General features: G+C 37.5%; 13 protein-coding genes and 1 tRNA gene. 1 reads left to right on the top strand and 13 read right to left on the bottom strand.

Features of this window, described 5'->3' with window-relative positions; genetic code table 11:
* Nucleotides 1-68: 68 nt before the first annotated feature.
* The 10 genes from RI844_RS03920 to RI844_RS03875 all read right to left on the bottom strand — a co-directional run bounded on the left by RI844_RS03920 (nucleotide 69) and on the right by RI844_RS03875 (nucleotide 9,178).
* Nucleotides 69-1,013 (bottom strand): M28 family peptidase, encoded by a 945-nt coding sequence (locus tag RI844_RS03920; RefSeq protein ID WP_348397161.1) that lies wholly within the window; start codon nucleotides 1,011-1,013, stop codon nucleotides 69-71.
* Nucleotides 1,013-2,197, bottom strand: coding sequence for a tetratricopeptide repeat protein (locus RI844_RS03915; protein WP_348397160.1), 1,185 nt, complete (start codon nucleotides 2,195-2,197; stop codon nucleotides 1,013-1,015). The genes RI844_RS03920 and RI844_RS03915 overlap by 1 nt, the downstream gene beginning before the upstream one ends.
* 660 nt (nucleotides 2,198-2,857) lie before the next feature.
* Nucleotides 2,858-2,948, bottom strand: a tRNA-Ser gene (locus RI844_RS03910).
* Nucleotides 2,949-3,129: 181 nt separating this feature from the next.
* Entirely contained in the window at nucleotides 3,130-4,236 is a 1,107-nt protein-coding gene (alr, locus tag RI844_RS03905) for an alanine racemase (RefSeq protein ID WP_348397159.1), read from the bottom strand.
* Nucleotides 4,236-5,093, bottom strand: coding sequence for an aminotransferase class IV (locus RI844_RS03900; protein WP_348397158.1), 858 nt, complete (start codon nucleotides 5,091-5,093; stop codon nucleotides 4,236-4,238). Before RI844_RS03900 ends, alr begins: the two co-directional genes overlap by 1 nt.
* An 8-nt stretch (nucleotides 5,094-5,101) precedes the next feature.
* Nucleotides 5,102-5,974: a glutamate cyclase domain-containing protein gene (locus tag RI844_RS03895; protein WP_348397157.1), complete on the bottom strand. Its 873-nt coding sequence runs from the start codon at nucleotides 5,972-5,974 to the stop codon at nucleotides 5,102-5,104.
* A 14-nt stretch (nucleotides 5,975-5,988) separates the two neighbouring features.
* The gene (locus RI844_RS03890) at nucleotides 5,989-6,978 is read right to left on the bottom strand and encodes a 5-oxoprolinase subunit C family protein (protein WP_348397156.1); all 990 of its coding nucleotides are present in this window, start codon (nucleotides 6,976-6,978) and stop codon (nucleotides 5,989-5,991) included.
* A complete protein-coding gene (gene pxpB / locus RI844_RS03885) occupies nucleotides 6,975-7,652 on the bottom strand; it encodes a 5-oxoprolinase subunit PxpB (RefSeq protein WP_348397155.1) in 678 nt (225 codons plus the stop codon). The genes RI844_RS03890 and pxpB overlap by 4 nt, the downstream gene beginning before the upstream one ends.
* Complete coding sequence (locus RI844_RS03880) at nucleotides 7,649-8,383, bottom strand: 5-oxoprolinase subunit PxpA (RefSeq protein ID WP_348397154.1); 735 nt, start codon at nucleotides 8,381-8,383, stop codon at nucleotides 7,649-7,651. The genes pxpB and RI844_RS03880 overlap by 4 nt, the downstream gene beginning before the upstream one ends.
* 18 nt (nucleotides 8,384-8,401) lie before the next feature.
* The gene (locus RI844_RS03875; RefSeq protein WP_348397153.1) at nucleotides 8,402-9,178 is read right to left on the bottom strand and encodes a putative hydro-lyase; all 777 of its coding nucleotides are present in this window, start codon (nucleotides 9,176-9,178) and stop codon (nucleotides 8,402-8,404) included.
* A gap of 461 nt (nucleotides 9,179-9,639) precedes the next feature.
* Between RI844_RS03875 and RI844_RS03870 the strand changes: the two genes are divergently transcribed.
* Nucleotides 9,640-9,804, top strand: a complete 165-nt coding sequence (locus tag RI844_RS03870; RefSeq protein ID WP_348397152.1) for a hypothetical protein — start codon at nucleotides 9,640-9,642, stop codon at nucleotides 9,802-9,804.
* A 209-nt stretch (nucleotides 9,805-10,013) separates the two neighbouring features.
* On the opposite strand, the gene RI844_RS03865 is transcribed toward RI844_RS03870, so the two are convergent.
* The 3 genes from RI844_RS03865 to RI844_RS03855 all read right to left on the bottom strand — a co-directional run bounded on the left by RI844_RS03865 (nucleotide 10,014) and on the right by RI844_RS03855 (nucleotide 15,942).
* Nucleotides 10,014-11,597 carry an N-acyl-D-amino-acid deacylase family protein gene (locus tag RI844_RS03865; RefSeq protein WP_348397151.1) on the bottom strand — a complete coding sequence of 528 codons (1,584 nt, stop codon included), beginning with the start codon at nucleotides 11,595-11,597 and terminating at the stop codon, nucleotides 10,014-10,016.
* 15 nt (nucleotides 11,598-11,612) lie between these two features.
* Nucleotides 11,613-12,803, bottom strand: a complete 1,191-nt coding sequence (locus tag RI844_RS03860; protein WP_348397150.1) for a M14 family metallopeptidase — start codon at nucleotides 12,801-12,803, stop codon at nucleotides 11,613-11,615.
* A 106-nt stretch (nucleotides 12,804-12,909) separates the two neighbouring features.
* Entirely contained in the window at nucleotides 12,910-15,942 is a 3,033-nt protein-coding gene (locus RI844_RS03855) for a TonB-dependent receptor domain-containing protein (protein WP_348397149.1), read from the bottom strand.
* Nucleotides 15,943-16,084: the final 142 nt, after the last annotated feature.

Here is a 16,084-nt window from a genome sequence, read left to right as displayed (position 1 = left end):
AGTAATTATACTTAGCTGTTACTTAAAAATAAAAACAGATTATAGCGTAAATGGATTAATTATGATGTTCATATTGCAGTTTTTTGAGATAAATTTTGATCTACTTCCCAGATAAGATTTTTAATACTTTCAAAGGCATTTGAATAAAAGCCAAGGTTAATGTTTTTAAACGTATCCTTGGGGGAATGGTAATTCTTATGGTTATCACCTGTTACGAATAAATATGGTATGCCGACTTTATGAAATTCGTAATGATCACTCGCTTTATGTAAATTGATTGATGCTCTTAATGACGAAATAGAATTACTGTCCAGTTTATTTTTAAATATGAACTTTACAGGGGATATTTTATTTACCTGTTCGACTAATGACTTAAGCTCAGGTTGATTTCTGGAAGCAGCTATATACAATGCTTTATGTTTTTTTCCATAAGAAATCATGTCTAAATTTATATTGAAGATAATATCTTTTTGTCTAACTTTGGACTCTGACAAAAAAGCTTTCGCGCCTTTAAAACCATATTCTTCAGCATCAGTCGCTAATAGAATTAGCGTATAATTAGTATCTATAGATTCTAGCCAGGGCTTTAAACTTAATAGTGCTGCCGTACCCGAAGCATTATCGTCAGCGCCGTAATAAATTTTCCCCATTTTTTTTCCAAGGTGATCATAGTGCGCAGAAATAATGATAAATTTATTTTTAAAAAGCTTACCTTGCCTAATAAAAATATGATTTACCCCTATTTTGCGGCTAAAACCATAATCATAATGAAAAGGTTCACTAAAAAAAGTGCTGTTGTGATTCGCTGGTGATAAATTTTGGGCAATATATCTAGAGGCTAGTGCGTGACCTTTACTGCCTGGATAACGCCCTGAAAATTCTTTTGAGGATAGCTGTTTAAGGTGATCTATTAACTGCGAGTTGTCAGCTTCAAAAGCAAGTAGATGAATACAGAAGAAATAAACCAATCCCCCCGCTATTAAAGCCTTTATACGTTTACTTATTCTTGCCATTACAAGCGAGATAATAAATTAAGTTTGTGCTGATATTTGTCCTCTATATCTTTGAAATTGGCATACCGTTTAGCTTTTAGTAGGTAAAATTCTGACTTTTTATAATTACCTAATTTATAAAAAGATTTAGCTAAACCAAAATAAAACTCATGTTCTTTATCGGTCATTGATTTGGCTTTTTTGTAATGCTCAATGGCTACTTTGTAGTCACCATTATAATACGCTTCCTCACCTAATAACGCATGGTAATACGGGTTTTTCATCCGAGCTTTGTGAATAAAGCTATAAATCTGTTTAGCTTCTTCATGTCTATTTTGTTCTGACATTAATATAGCTAAATTATTCCAGGCATTATAATTTTTATAATTAAAATTTACCGAAGCAAAATAAGCCTGCTCTCCATATCCCTTAAGGCCAACCGTCTTATAAAGTAACCCAAGGTTTCCCCAAACAGGGCTAAAGTTAGGCTCTTGTTCTATAGATGCTTTAAAATAAGCGTAGGCTAAATCATACTCACTTCTTACCAGTGCTTGTGCTCCTTTATTATTGTAAAACATTGCTGTTACCCTGCTTTTGGATATGAGATTTTTAGGGAAATGTTTTTTCACATTATAAGGATCAAAATCAATAACGGTTTCTTTATTGCCCCATACTATTGTATTCGTGGTTTTCAAATTTCCAACAACCTTGATATTTACATGCCCGGTTAACAAATTATAATTGCCATCTCTTACCCAATATTCAGGGATTAGCACTTCTTGAAACTCAATCTTTAAATTCGCTTTTTTAGCCAACGTGTAGGCCAAAATAGTCAAGGACAAACAATTAGCTGTATTTTGATGAAATGCTTGCTGTGCGGTTAAATTAGCTCCATTTTGATATCTTAAATCTTCTGGAGAACGATGAAATAATTTCTTTAACAACAAACGTGCTCGTTTGTATGGGTCTTCTTCATGCAATAAGCGAGAACTAACAAATTTTTGCATAACATCATCTAGAGCATAAATTTGCTTTTCTGTTTCAATTGAGAAGTTTGAGTGGGTTGGGAAAGCGTCATCATACAACAAATTGCTTGTATCAATATCTACTAAGGTAGCTTGCTCGGGATGAGATGAGCATGCAGATAAAAGCATGGAGAAACTAAACACCATAAATAAGACTGTTAGTTTAATATTTATCGTCATAAAACCCTCAGTTCATCAATAAATAACTATTTGTTGATATTTTAAGCATAACCAATTATCGCAATAAATAACAGGTTGACTATTGTGTAGAAATACAAACTTACAATTATTTAAAATATACTCGGCACCTTTTTTGGGAACTCTAAGATAGATTCCGTGCTATAAACCGATGCCTTTCTTAGGTTTTTATTCAAATATAGCGGTTCGCTTCATGGATGAAGCTATGTGGTTTTGACGGGGAGGCATACAAAGCCAGGACATAGAGATTGTATAAATTACGTCCATATAATTTACCCTACGGGCGAAAAAGTTCGTGAAAAAATGTTCCATACATCTTTTGGAACTCTTTAGTATGAGTTGGCTATACCCCCCCCCAATGGGTTTTTATCTCAATTTTAAAACGAAAAAAGCTCATTTGGTTGAGCTTTTTTCTTAATATGGCGGTATGTTATAAGCTGAGCTCTATATTGGATTAGCACTACAAACCCATGCTCTAAATTTTGGATAAAAAAAGCCCAACTGGTGTTGGGCTATTCTCTTAATATGGCGGTATGTTATAGGCTGAACTCTATATTGGATTAGCGCTACAAACCCTATGGTTTTTATCTCAATTCTAAAACGAAAAAAGCTCAACCTTTTGGTTGAGCTTTTTTCTTAATATGGCGGTGAGATAGAGATTTGAACTCTAGATGGGCTACAAACCCATGCCGGTTTTCAAGACCGGTGCTTTCGACCACTCAGCCATCTCACCGAGTTGCTGCGAATATTAAAGACTGACGGCGCACTTGTAAAGTGCTAAATCTAAATATTTCTAAATAATTTAATAAAAGTTGATTGTTTGCAGAAAAAACCAACAAACCCTGTATAAAAAACATAAACCAGTTAGAAAATAGCTCTATATCAATCGGATTAAATATAATTTTTATTGATAACTAATCGATTAGGATACTAGGTGTCCTACTCGACAATCTCGTTAATACTTCGTAGCCTATGGTGTCAGAAAATTCTGCAATTTCATTAACGGGAAGCTCTGCTCCCCATAAAATAACATCATCACCGAGTTTAACATCTACAATATCAGTCACATCTATAGTGATCATATCCATAGAAACACGCCCTGCTAATGGTGCTCGTTGGCCATTAATTAATGTTGGAGTTCCAGATTTAGCACTCCTTGGGTAACCATCACCGTAACCAATTGCTACAGTGGCTATTTTAGTATTTCTTGTTGCGGTCCAAGATTGATTATAACCAACGGACTGTCCTGCAGATACTTCTCTAATCGAAATGATTGCCGATTTAAGTGACATCACAGGCATTAAACTTTTTGACGCTTCATTATCTTGATCTAAAGGTGAATTTCCATAAAGCATAAAACCAAGGCGGTTCCAATTTAAACGTGTTTCAGGAAAAGCAAGTAAAGCCGCTGAATTTGCTAAACTACAAGGTATAACATCATTTTTGCCTAAACAGTTTTGGAGCTGTAGCTTTGTCTGATTAAATACTGCAATTTGATTTGAGGTTGCAGAACTTGCATGCTCATCAGCACTGGAGAAGTGAGTCGTTAATATAATGTCATCGTAAACATTTTCACTTGCTCTTAACGATAAATAAATGTCATTAACTTGGTTAGGTTGAAGGCCTAGTCGATGCATACCTGTGTCAACTTTTAACCAAACCTTTACCGGCGCTGATATTTTAGCGTTTAACACCCAGTTTGCTTGTTGGGAATTATCAACCATAATCCAAAAGTTGTTAGCTACTGCTATTTCTACTTCATCACTACTAAAAATGCCTTCTAATAGTAATATGGGTTTAGATATACCACCTTGACGCAGTTCTATAGCTTCTTCAATGCAAGCTACTCCAAAAGCAGGTACCAAAGGCTCTAATATAGAGGCAATTACAACGGCACCATGACCATAAGCATTCGCTTTTATCACAGCTAGATTATTCGAATCAGGTGCCAATGACTGCGCCACTTTATAATTGTGACGTAGAGCACTTTTGCTAATTAAAGCTTTCGTAGGACGGGCCATTAGTAATTGTATTTTCCTGCGCTATAAAGGGTTTGTGCGGTTAACCACACATTGCCAATTTCACCGTTACCAACTTGCTTACCATTAAATTCTATTACCGGAGCGACTTCTTTACTCGAGCTGGTTAACCAAATTTCATCCGCGTTTTCAACTTCATCCATAGTAACAACACGTTCTTCAACTTTCAGTGAACCATCTTTTGCAAGGATATCGAGTAAAATTAAACGAGTAATACCTGGTAATATTTGATTGTCTAAAGGTGGCGTTGTAATTACACCATCTTTAACAATATAAGCATTTGAAGAACTTGCTTCAGTTAATTCGTTATTCGCGTTAAATAGTAATGTTTCATTACAACCATCAGTAAAGCCTTGTTGAAAATGCATTACATTTCCTAATAAAGCTGTCGATTTAATATGACAACGTTTCCAACGTAAATCTTCTGTTGAATTTACTTTATAGGTTTTTGTAATGGTTTTATCTGCAACCGTAGCCGCAGGAATATCAAAGGCAAAAGCGTAGATGGTCGGAGCTACATTTTCAGGATAAGCATGAGAGCGTTTACCATCGTTACCGCGACTAACATGTAAATAGATACCTAGGTTGCCACCACCATTTTTTTCAATAAGCGACTCAACGACTTCGCGCCATTTATCGACATTCCAGTCAAGCTTTATGCCAATTAACTCCAAACCTTCTTGCATACGTGCAATATGAGGGGCAAAGCCAACTAGTTTTGTGTCGTAAGATGGGATCACTTCATAAATGCCATCACCAAATAAAAAACCACGATCCATAGGGGAAATTTTTGCCTGCTCCATTGGCATAAACGAATCGTTTAAAAATACAATACTCATAACACTCTCTAATCTTTAATAAATTTTGTTAACTTTCTTAAGTTTGAAATAATTTCATGTCCGTAAGCAGGAGGGAAACTGTCTTCAGTTAAATTATTTTCTCGAGTAACGCCATCAACGCTGCCTCTTTCTGATATATATTCAAGCACGGCGATTGGATCAACCTTTGCAAGCAAATCATTTTTTACCCACATACCTAATATCGCAAGGATCCCGTATGCTCCCCAATTGGAAACATCGGCAATCAATAATTCATCACATGTTGTTATTGATGGGGTTATATCTAAACCGGAAATTGCTTGTTTAATATTACCCATACCTATCTCATTACCACCATCACCAATGGCTATCGTAGGACAAGCAGCCTCATTTAAATAATGATCAAAACAGGCACAATAAGCACTTATGTCTTCACCGCGCATATTAAAATAGCCCCCCTGTTCAGAAAGGCCTGGACGTTCAATTGAAATAATTGCTTGCGGTTGTAACTTCGCTAGGGTATCTATCGCCTCTTGTTTGGAATGGGTGAAATCACCTTCTATCAGTTTATGCACACGATATTCATTTTCAGTCAAACTTACAAAAGATTCTCCACCAACTAAAATGGGATGTGCACCAAGTTCTTCTAATGCGTTATACAGAGCAATAGCACCAACTGGTCCATCTGTTTCAAAAGTGTCAGTTACTGGAAATCCTGTTCCGATTAAAACTGTGCCGGTTAAACCTTTAAGAATTTGGGCTGCACGAAGATAATATCCAGGCTTTAGTGCCGGTTGAATATCTTTCATACCGCGCGGGTTTAGAGCGACAAGTAAATCTTCAATCTGTTTGCTTAACTCAAGTTCGCTAAGGTTTATTTGGCTCTGGTTTAATTCAGTCAAAATATCTCTCTTAATCACTTATCAACAGGAGATTCGTGTTGATAAACTAATGTAGTTTCTGTATTCGCCATTGGTGTTTGTGCAAATTTCACTTGTTCTAAATGTAAAAGGTTATGCGCATCTTCTATCTTTATTTGTTCAAATTTTATGGTAGCTCCTTGACCACATTGGGCAAGTTTCGCTAAATCAATCGATAAAACTGAACCAATTTTCGGGTAGCCACCAATAGTTTGACGATCGTTCATTAGTATAATTGGCTGGCCATTCGCCGGTACTTGAATAGCTCCTAAACAAATACCCTCAGATAAAATTCCATCAACCGCAGGCTTTATCTCTGCACCGCTTAACCGATAACCCATTCGATCGCAGCTTTCGGTCACGTTGTATGTACTGGAGAAAAAGATTTGTTTTTGCACATCCGTAAATGCACTTTGTTGATAACCCATTATTACTCGTAATGTAATAGAATTGCTGTAAACAGGTTTATCTACTAATTTAAAATGACTGGCATTACTTTCATAATATGAACAAGGAATTACTTCTCCACCTTGTAATCTCGTACCGTTAATGCCGCCAATGTTTTCTCTAACGACTGTGCTGCTGCTACCAAACGTTGGAGATATTTGAAAACCATCATGTACAGCTAGATAGCTGCGCATTCCTTCACTGGCAAAACCGAATGCAATTTTATCACCTACATGTACAGTAATTGATTGCCATTGTGGCGTTTTATTACCATTAATGGTGAAAGGTATTTTAGCCCCTGTAACACAAATATCAGTATTTACCTGAGCTTCAAGCTCTAACCCGCCAACGGATATTTCTAATGCTGATTCATTTAAATCATTAAAAAGTAGTTTATTTGCCCATTTGAATGCCTCAGGGTCTAATGGCCCGCCAGTAGTTAAACCTATATCATGGCAACCGTAACGGCCTAAATCTTGGATAAGCGTTAGCATTCCAGGGTTTAATACTTTAAAGCCTAATGGTTTTGAACCGCTCATAACTCTCCACCTAAGGCGATGAATTCATCTTTGCCTATTGCTTTAAACTTGACTGTATCCCCTACTTCTACCGGCATAGTAGTAGTCGCCGTTGGATCAAACATTCGCTGTGGACATAAACCTATAATATTCCAGCCACCTGGTGATTGTGCCGGGTAAACCGCTGTTTGCCTATCTGCGATAGCAACTGCTCCCCTTGGTACTTTTAACCTTGGTATGGCAAGGCGTGGCGTCGCGATCCTGGGATCAACTTCACCTAAATACGCAAAACCTGGGGCAAAGCCAATGGCGTAAACTCGATACTCGGTTTGCTGATGAATTTCAATTACTTCATCTACGGTTAAGTTTGCTCGCTTTGCTAATGCTTCTAAGTCAGCGCCAGACTCAGGTGAGTAATAAACAGGTAAAATAACGACTTTGCCCGCAGTTACCCCCACTGTTGAACTATCAGATAACGTTCGCTTGATAATGGATTGAACATGAAAATGATCGGTCAATAAAGCATCATATATAACCAGTAGCGATGCATACGATGGTACTAGATCGATTAACTTATCAGTAAATTGTTCTTGCAACTGACGAGCTGCTTTTTGTACTTGTGCAGAGATTTCTGGTGATGCACTATCACCAAAATAAATGATTAACGAATTTTCACCCGCTACCTCGATCTTCATTTACCGATACGCTCTCTAATTTCTTCAATGGCATTTACCCCTTCCATATTATCGCCATGTACACAAAGTGTATCTGCATGAATAGATAAAGCATTACCACTTACCGTTGTTACCGTACCATGTGTGCAAAGCTGCTCAACTTGGGCGATCATGTTTTCTTTATTGTGTACAGCACCAATTTTTGAACGAGCCAATAGTTTGCCATCATCGTCATAACAACGATCCGCAAACGCTTCAAACCATAATTTTATGCCTAATTGCTCTGCTTCTTGCTGATGAATTCTATAAGCAGGTGTTGCTTGTAACATTAAGGTGATCGGGTATGGAAATTCTGCTACAGATTCCATAATCGCTGAACGCACCTCAATATTTGCCATCATGTCATTATACAAAGCGCCATGCGGTTTAACATATTCTAGGGTTAACCCTTGTGTTTGCGCCATGCCATAAAGTGCTGACATTTGATATTGCATAAAAGCGATAATTTCTGATTTTGAACATTTCATCGAACGACGACCAAAACCGACCAAATCTGGATAACCAGGATGAGCACCGACCATAACATTATGTGTTTTTGCCAACGCTAAAGTATTTTGCATCACTAATGGATCACCAGCATGGAAACCACAAGCGATATTGGCTTGATCAATAAACGGCATTACCGCAGCATCTAGCCCCATAGTCCAAGAGCCATAGCTTTCACCTAAGTCACAATTTAATAATAACGACATACATATTCCCTTTTACACTTATAAAACAGCTAATTTACTGTTTGGTAAATCGGTTACTAGCATACAGCCAGGACTGTGAGTGATACAAAATGGAGGCTTTGCCTGTTCTAAAGCGACTTGCGGTGTTACACCACATGCCCAAAACACCGGTTGTTCGCCATCTTTAATAGTTACAGCATCGCCATAGTCCGTAGTATTTATATCTTCGATACCGATCATACTTGGATCACCAAAATGCACAGGTGCACCGTGAACGGATGGAAATCGGGTGCAAATTTGAATTGCTCGAATAGCATCACTTGGATTAAAAGGACGCATACTTACCACCATATTACCTTTAAATGGTCCTGCCGGTTTACACTCAATATTAGTGCGATACATAGGTACATTGACCTGCTCGCTAATATTACGTACATCGAGGCCATCAGCAATCAAGCTTTCTTCAAAGGAGAATGAACAACCTAAGGCAAAAGTAACCAGATCATCGCGCCAGTATTCAGTTATATCCGTTACTTCTTTCGTCAGAATGCCATCTTTAAATATTCGATAGCTTGGAATATCAGTTCTTAAATCTAAATCAGCAGCTATATCAGGCAAATGTATATCACCAGGGTTTTCCGAAACACCAATTAAAGGGCAAGGCTTCTGATTTAATTGACAAAACTTTAAAAAATCTGCTGCCCAATCTTTTGGCAGCATCACTAAATTACATTGCACAAAACCATGGCAATATCCGGAAGTGTTAGAATTGTGTTCTCCACTTCTAATTTTTTGTCTTAACTGAACAGGATTCACAGCTGTACTCATTTTGGTAAATAATTATAAATTAGTACTATTACTCTATATTGCTTTAAGGAACATAGATAGTCTAGGCTAAAGGTTGTTTATTATAGTCATTTAGTAGAAAAATTGAATAATAAGCCATGATTTCTCGACAATCGTCTTTACTCATTAAAAAAACTACCAAAATCTCATAATACCAACTCCATTAATTATCTGCTCATTTTTAATGGTTAAAATGAATAACTACTGCGTTATAAAATCTTTAAGTAGAATAACTACTTATAAAATTTCATGCCTTGTATTTATCCATTTTTCCTCAATAAAAAGTAAATCACATAATTAATGGAATTGGTATAACCTTGAGCTATAGCATACAAAACTCTTACTAATATTTTTAAGTGTAAAAGTCTTATATTATTAATGTAGAAATTAAGTTAAACCAAGCCCAATAGTACAGCAATGAAGGTGATGTCATGAACGAAGTTAAAAATGAAGATAACTATTCAATTTTAGACTTGTTGAATAAATACTATTCCCCAAAAGTGATTGATGATAAACAAACAAAGCAAAAATCACTCGCTAGATATTATGATGGCTCTCAAGAGTCTGGTGAAGCCTTTGTGCTTGGCTATAACTAAGCAGATTAATACAACTCCCCTGTCACTTAGCGGTTAAAAGGATTTAACCGCATTTATTTTTCCGTAATTTCCCTACTCGTCTTACTGCAATTAATTCCACCCGATCAAATCGGTTAAACAATACAATACAATATAAAAACAAAGCAGTTAAAGGTTAAACATTAATTGAAAATGTAATTACATCCGCAATTAATGTTTTTTATATTTTGCTAGAAAATAAATTTGCCTGGGAGCTTATTATTATATTGCTCATTTGCAATAACAACAGCGCCATTAACAATAACGGTATTTACACCTTTAGAATATTCATTCCATTTAGCAAAACTCGCCCGCGGGGCAAATTCATCGGCATCAAAAATAATAACATCGGCTTTAAAACCTGATTTCAATGTGCCCCGCTGCTGCAAACCAAGTATTTTTGCAGTTTCAGTCGAGCTCCTAGAAACGAACTCGCCGATAGAAAGTAGTTTTTTGTTGCGAACATATTCACTATATTTTTGTGGAAAACTGGCAAATTTTCGTGGATGGCCATTTGTACCATCAGAGGAAGTAACCACCCAAGGTTTTACCATAAACGCTTCAACATCTTTTGGTGACATATTAAATGATGCAACTCTGACATCCCCTTCTTGTACTAATTGTATAGCTGTGGCTACAGCACTTAAATTACGCTGTTTAGCTATTTGTTCCAGGTTTAAACCAACTAAATTTTGATCTTTAAACGCGGTAACTAATAGTGATGATGGTCCGCCTCGTCGTCTGATGTTTTCTTTAATTTCCTGATTGAGCTTTTCAGTCAGCTTTGGATCATTCAAACGTTGATGAAATGCAGCTTTTGAATCGGCCATTACCCATTTAGGCATTACCGCACTATGCAACTTGGTACCGGAAGCAAGCCAAGGATACTGATCAGCAGATATACTGACGCCTTTGCTTTGAGCTAGCTCAATTTTCTCTATGGCTTGTTCGCTTAGCCCCCAAACATCTACGCCTAAGGCCTTAATATGTGCTAAGTGCAAATGAATATTCGCTTGCTCTGCAACTTCTATCGCTTCATCAAGAGAAGCCAAAATACCAATATTAAAGGTACTTTCGTCACGCATATGGGTGTCATATATCCCTTGATATTTACTGGCTACTTTTGCCAGCGTTATCACTTCTTCAGTATTCGCATAACTGCCTGGAACATAATATAAACCACTTGATAAACCTACCGCGCCATCTTTCATTGCTTGCTCAACTAACGCCGACATTTGTGCAAGTTCTGCATCTGTTGCAAAGCGTTGCTCTCGGCCCATTACCTGCTCGCGCACGCTACCATGGCCTATGAACAAAGCAACGTTAGTGCCAATACCATTTGCTTCCAGAAACTTGGCTGTTGCGGCAATATCAACTGGGCCTTCACCATCGTTACCATTAACAACCGTAGTGACCCCTTGGGTTAAGTAGTTAAGATTATGGTTTTTATCTTTGCTGCGTAACTCTGACAAACTATGGGTGTGTGGATCGATAAAGCCAGGGCTGACAATTTTACCTTTGGCATCAATTATATGTTTAGCATCTACGTTATGATCACCAGTGTTGTATAAACCACAAATTACTTGTTCACAAATGGCGATATCCAAGTTTTGCGGTTTTAAATTATCACCGGTATAAACTGTGCCATTACTGATCAAAATATCGGCATTAAGAGACGTACGTACGTTATTTTCTTCAGGGCCGCAAGCTGACAATACTGATAAAACAGTCAAACTTATGGTAAGCAATACTAAAAATTGATTTGAAGGTTTCATATTAAAACTTGGTTCCTATTCTTTATTGTGGTCAACATCAGACAACATATTTGCCATCAATAAGTTTGATGCATTAAAGGCTATATCTTTGATTTCTTGCCTATCGGTGTTATCACCCATTTCATATGTGATGGCATGTACGCCAAACTTATCTGAAAAATACTGTTTAGCAACCGCCTGATCAGGGTTGTTACCGGGTTTTAATACCACTTCTACATCTGGCATTTTGCGATCTAAGTCGCCTAACCAATGGCGCACGAAATAGGCATTTTCAACACCATAATCCACTGGCATAGTGTAAAAAACATTACTTTTGGTTGAATGAAAATCGACGGCAAATTTAATTTTTTGACCCCTGGCAACCAGTTGTTCTAAATAAGCATTTATTTGACGGGTTTCAATTTGATTAAAGTCAATCCAATCACGGTTTAAATCATAACCATTCGCATTATGACGCCAGTTACCGGCTTGTACGCCATCTGGATTGATATTAGGAATGACTAATACATTGTATTTTTCACGAAACGAAGCGGCTAATTCACTGTTTGAAAGAATGGTTTCTACGAAAGGGAAAAGTGCGAGTGCGCCAGTCACTTCAGGTGGGTGCTGGCGACCTAAAATAACTAACCATTCATTACTACTGCCTTTACTCTCAATTTTGTAGATCGGGCGGCCTTGAGTAGACTCGCCAAGTAAATCATAGCTTATAGACGTTTTAGCTAATAATGTTTTTGCCCAATCATCATAGTATTCGTTATTAATTATTTCTTGACCAGCAATATAGACAGCATTGTTTGATGCGTCTATATTCATTACTAAACGTTCACCATTAAGCTTATAAGGCTGTAGTTTCCAAGTTGTTCCATTTTGGCTGATTTTTGGAGGGTATCTATGTTTGTCACCTTGTACTAGCATAGTAACCTTAATTGTTGTAGCTTGTTCTGCTTGTACTTGAAAGGCATACCAAGGGCTGGAATTTATCGGCGCGTTTGTTTTATTTATTTCTGGTATTAATGTAATTAAAAATTCGTTATCAGCAACACGTTTACAACTGTCCATACGACCTGTTGCAAAGTCAGTTGTTAACTTAACATTGCCGACATTACACGCTTGCGCATTGTCACTTTCATTCAGTTCAGGGGATGTACAAGAGTAAAGTAGCGCCGATGAAAATAATAATGAGCAAGTAAATAATAATTTTTTCATGATATTGTCTTATTTTAGTTTTATCGATTAAAAGAGAAAAAAATATGGCCCGACTAGATTAACGAGCCGAGCCATATAATATAGATAACTATCTACCAGCTAAAGTTTAAAAGCTATAACTTGCGCTAGTGTAGAAGTATCTGCCACGGCTTGAATGTAATGAACCGTCATAACCGAACGTTGTATCAGCCAATGGTGGCTCTTCGTCAGAGATATTATTAATACCAAACGAAAGGTTCAAGTCTTCATAGCCCATAAAGTCTTTACGTGTTAAATAAACATTCGCACGGGTTTGAGACTCCATTTCATAAAACGTTGTTACACTATCAACCGTATTTGAAACTCCAGTATCTACTTCACCAACGTATTTAACAAATAAACCTGCAGCCCATAACTTATCATTTGAGTTCCATTTAATTGATGCGGTTGCTTGCCATTCAGGAATGCTATTGGTACCTACGATATCACCAACTGCAGTTCCTAATACTTCTGGATTTGCTCCTGCATTAACGATGGTTAAAGCATCACCGCCAGCTTCCTGGTCAAACTTTAAAGTTCTGGCGCCATTTAACTGTAGGCCAAAATCACCAATTGATGTATCTAAGTCATAATTAACTGCAATATCGTAACCAGTAATCGTACGGGTATTCAGGTTTTCGTAACTGCGATTGATTTGTACGATTTCACCTAACGGATTTTCCTCATCAATTTCACCACGAACAACGTCAGGGTTTGATGAACCTTCGCCTCTGGCAATAAGGTCAAGACGGGAAATGTTTTCGTCTGAAAGCACACCAACAGTATCTGTCGTCTCAATTTCCCACCAATCATAAGTAAAGGTTAAATTATCTATTGGTTGTAGGGTTAAGCCTAAACTAATATTTTCACTTTCTTCCGCTTTTAAGTCTTTGTTACCTGATGTTGATAAATTATAGTTACCATTACCATCGGCTTCTGCTAACGTGTCAGAATTAACTACAACATTTCCATTAGCATCTAAAGAACTTTCAGCAAAGTCATCAACACCCGTAGTAAGTGTCGCACCAGGAGAGTTTAGTTGTATTAAGTTAGGCGCTCTAAAACCTTTAGAAATTGCCCCTCTAAATTGTAACATTTCAATTGGGTACCATGACACGGCCATTTTCGGACGAGTAATATCACCAATATCGCTAAAGTCTTCATAACGAACCGCCATTTGTACATCTAAGCTATGTACAGCAGGTAGGTCAGCTAACAATGGTACGGCAACTTCTACGTAGGCAGAGAAAACTTCACGCTCACCATATACATCAAGACGAACACTACTGCCTTGTAAACTACTTAGGTTAACCGGATCAGCATTACCTTCAACAAATGGTCTTGTGCCATCAAATATATCACTGTTGTCTTCATCCAACGTTTCTTCGCGGTATTCAAGACCCCATGCAATACCAACATCACCAGCAGGCAATTCAAATAAAAATGGGTTTGATGCTTTAAAATCTACCATTGTTAATGTTGTTTTTGCACTACGTTGAGCCGTAGTTAAAAACGGGTCAATACTAGATTGCGGGTTAGGTGTTGAATCTATAATGCTCGTAGGATCATCTGGATTAACGCCAGTAAAGGGATTATAAGCATCTGCAGTATCTAAACTTAGCTGAGCTAGTAGTAAAGGAGAGCTAATGCGATTACTCATATTATCATCAGTTTCTGCTTCACTGTATAATATACCAGTATCCCAGTCCCAATCATTCCATGTACCACGTAAACCATTTAAGAAACGGTAGCTAGTACTTTCAACTTCAACTTGGCGTGGACCAACATCGGTAGGTCGAATACGTAAATTATAAGCAAGACCTTCAACAGGCACGTCTGCTGGGTCTAAACCGGCAATACGATTAGGGTTAACTCGACCATCGGCAAAGTTTACTGGACCAAATGGGTTATAATAACTGTGCGCTGGTACATCAAAGGTACCATTACTTAAAATTGCTGATTGTTCCCACTGGCGTTCCGCTTTAGAGCTGTAGTAAGTTGACTCGTTATAAAACTCAATACCATTATCAAATTCATGGCTTAAGTTAGTAAAAATATTTAACCTGTCAATATCTGGAACCAAGGTACGTTCTTCGTTACGGTTAGGACGTAATGCTCTATTGTGACTGCCGGTTTGCTCAAGACATACATCGCCCATAACGCCGCCGCCATCAGTCAAAGCACCACCACCACAACTACCCGCAGTGACTAAATCACCTGCATCATTGGTATAAGTAGTAGGTCGAATGATATAATCATCGATACTGCTTGGTAAGCCGATAAAATGTAGATCGGCATGCGGTTCTAGAGTTGAACGGTTATCAAAACTGTTATTATCGGCAAACTCTTCTGGTGCTCTTGAACGTAAGTCTTGATTACTTGAAAAACCATTTTCTGATGCTTGTAAACCATTTTTCTTAGCGTAGTTTGCACTGATCATGAAAAACGTTTGGCTATTGTTAAATTCAAAGCCTTTGTTAGCAGATATTGTAAAGTCATCACGGTCGGTACCTTCTTCAGCACCATAACGGACTTTAAAGCTGCCACCTTCATAATCTTCTTTGGTAACATAATTCACCACACCTGCAACGGCATCAGAGCCATACAATGCACCAGCACCATCACGAAGTACTTCAACACGTGAAAGACCAGAAACAGGTAGAGTATTTGAGTTAACTGAGGTTACCGGCACACCAAAATTTGTTTGCGTAATTGGGTGATTAACCATACGGCGACCGTTAAGTAAAACTAAGGTATTACCTTCACCGATACTACGTAAATTTACCGAGCCTACATCACCACGAGCAGCATTGGTACCGGTATTACCACCACGGGTTCCGGTAAAGCCAACAGCACCAATTTGAGGAATTGAACGTAAAAGTTCATCACCATCTAAAGCACCGGTAGCTGCAATGTCTTCTGCACTTAATTCAGTTACAGGTAAAGCACTAGCCATTGTGCTGCCTTTAATGTTTGAACCGACAACAATAATTCGTTCAACATCAGCTTCTTTTTCTGCTTGTGTTTGCTCTTGTGCATATGCAAACTGCGATGACATTGCTGCCAATATACACAAACTTAAATGTTTACGTTTTAAATTTGCCTTGGTATTCGTTTTCATTTTATTCACCTTATTTCCCAGTTAATCGTTATTTTTTTAAACTTGTATGTAACTACAAAGTTTATATTTCGATTTTAAGTTTTCATTTGGTTTACGTTTATTTAACACCTAGTAACCATGAATAAAAAACGTAACAAATACC

It is taken from the genome of Thalassotalea fonticola, from assembly GCF_032911225.1.
In the GTDB taxonomy this organism is placed as follows: Bacteria; Pseudomonadota; Gammaproteobacteria; order Enterobacterales; family Alteromonadaceae; genus Thalassotalea_A; species Thalassotalea_A fonticola.
The sequence above is the reverse complement of the archived record's forward strand: the minus strand, read 5'-3'. Positions and strand labels throughout refer to the sequence as shown.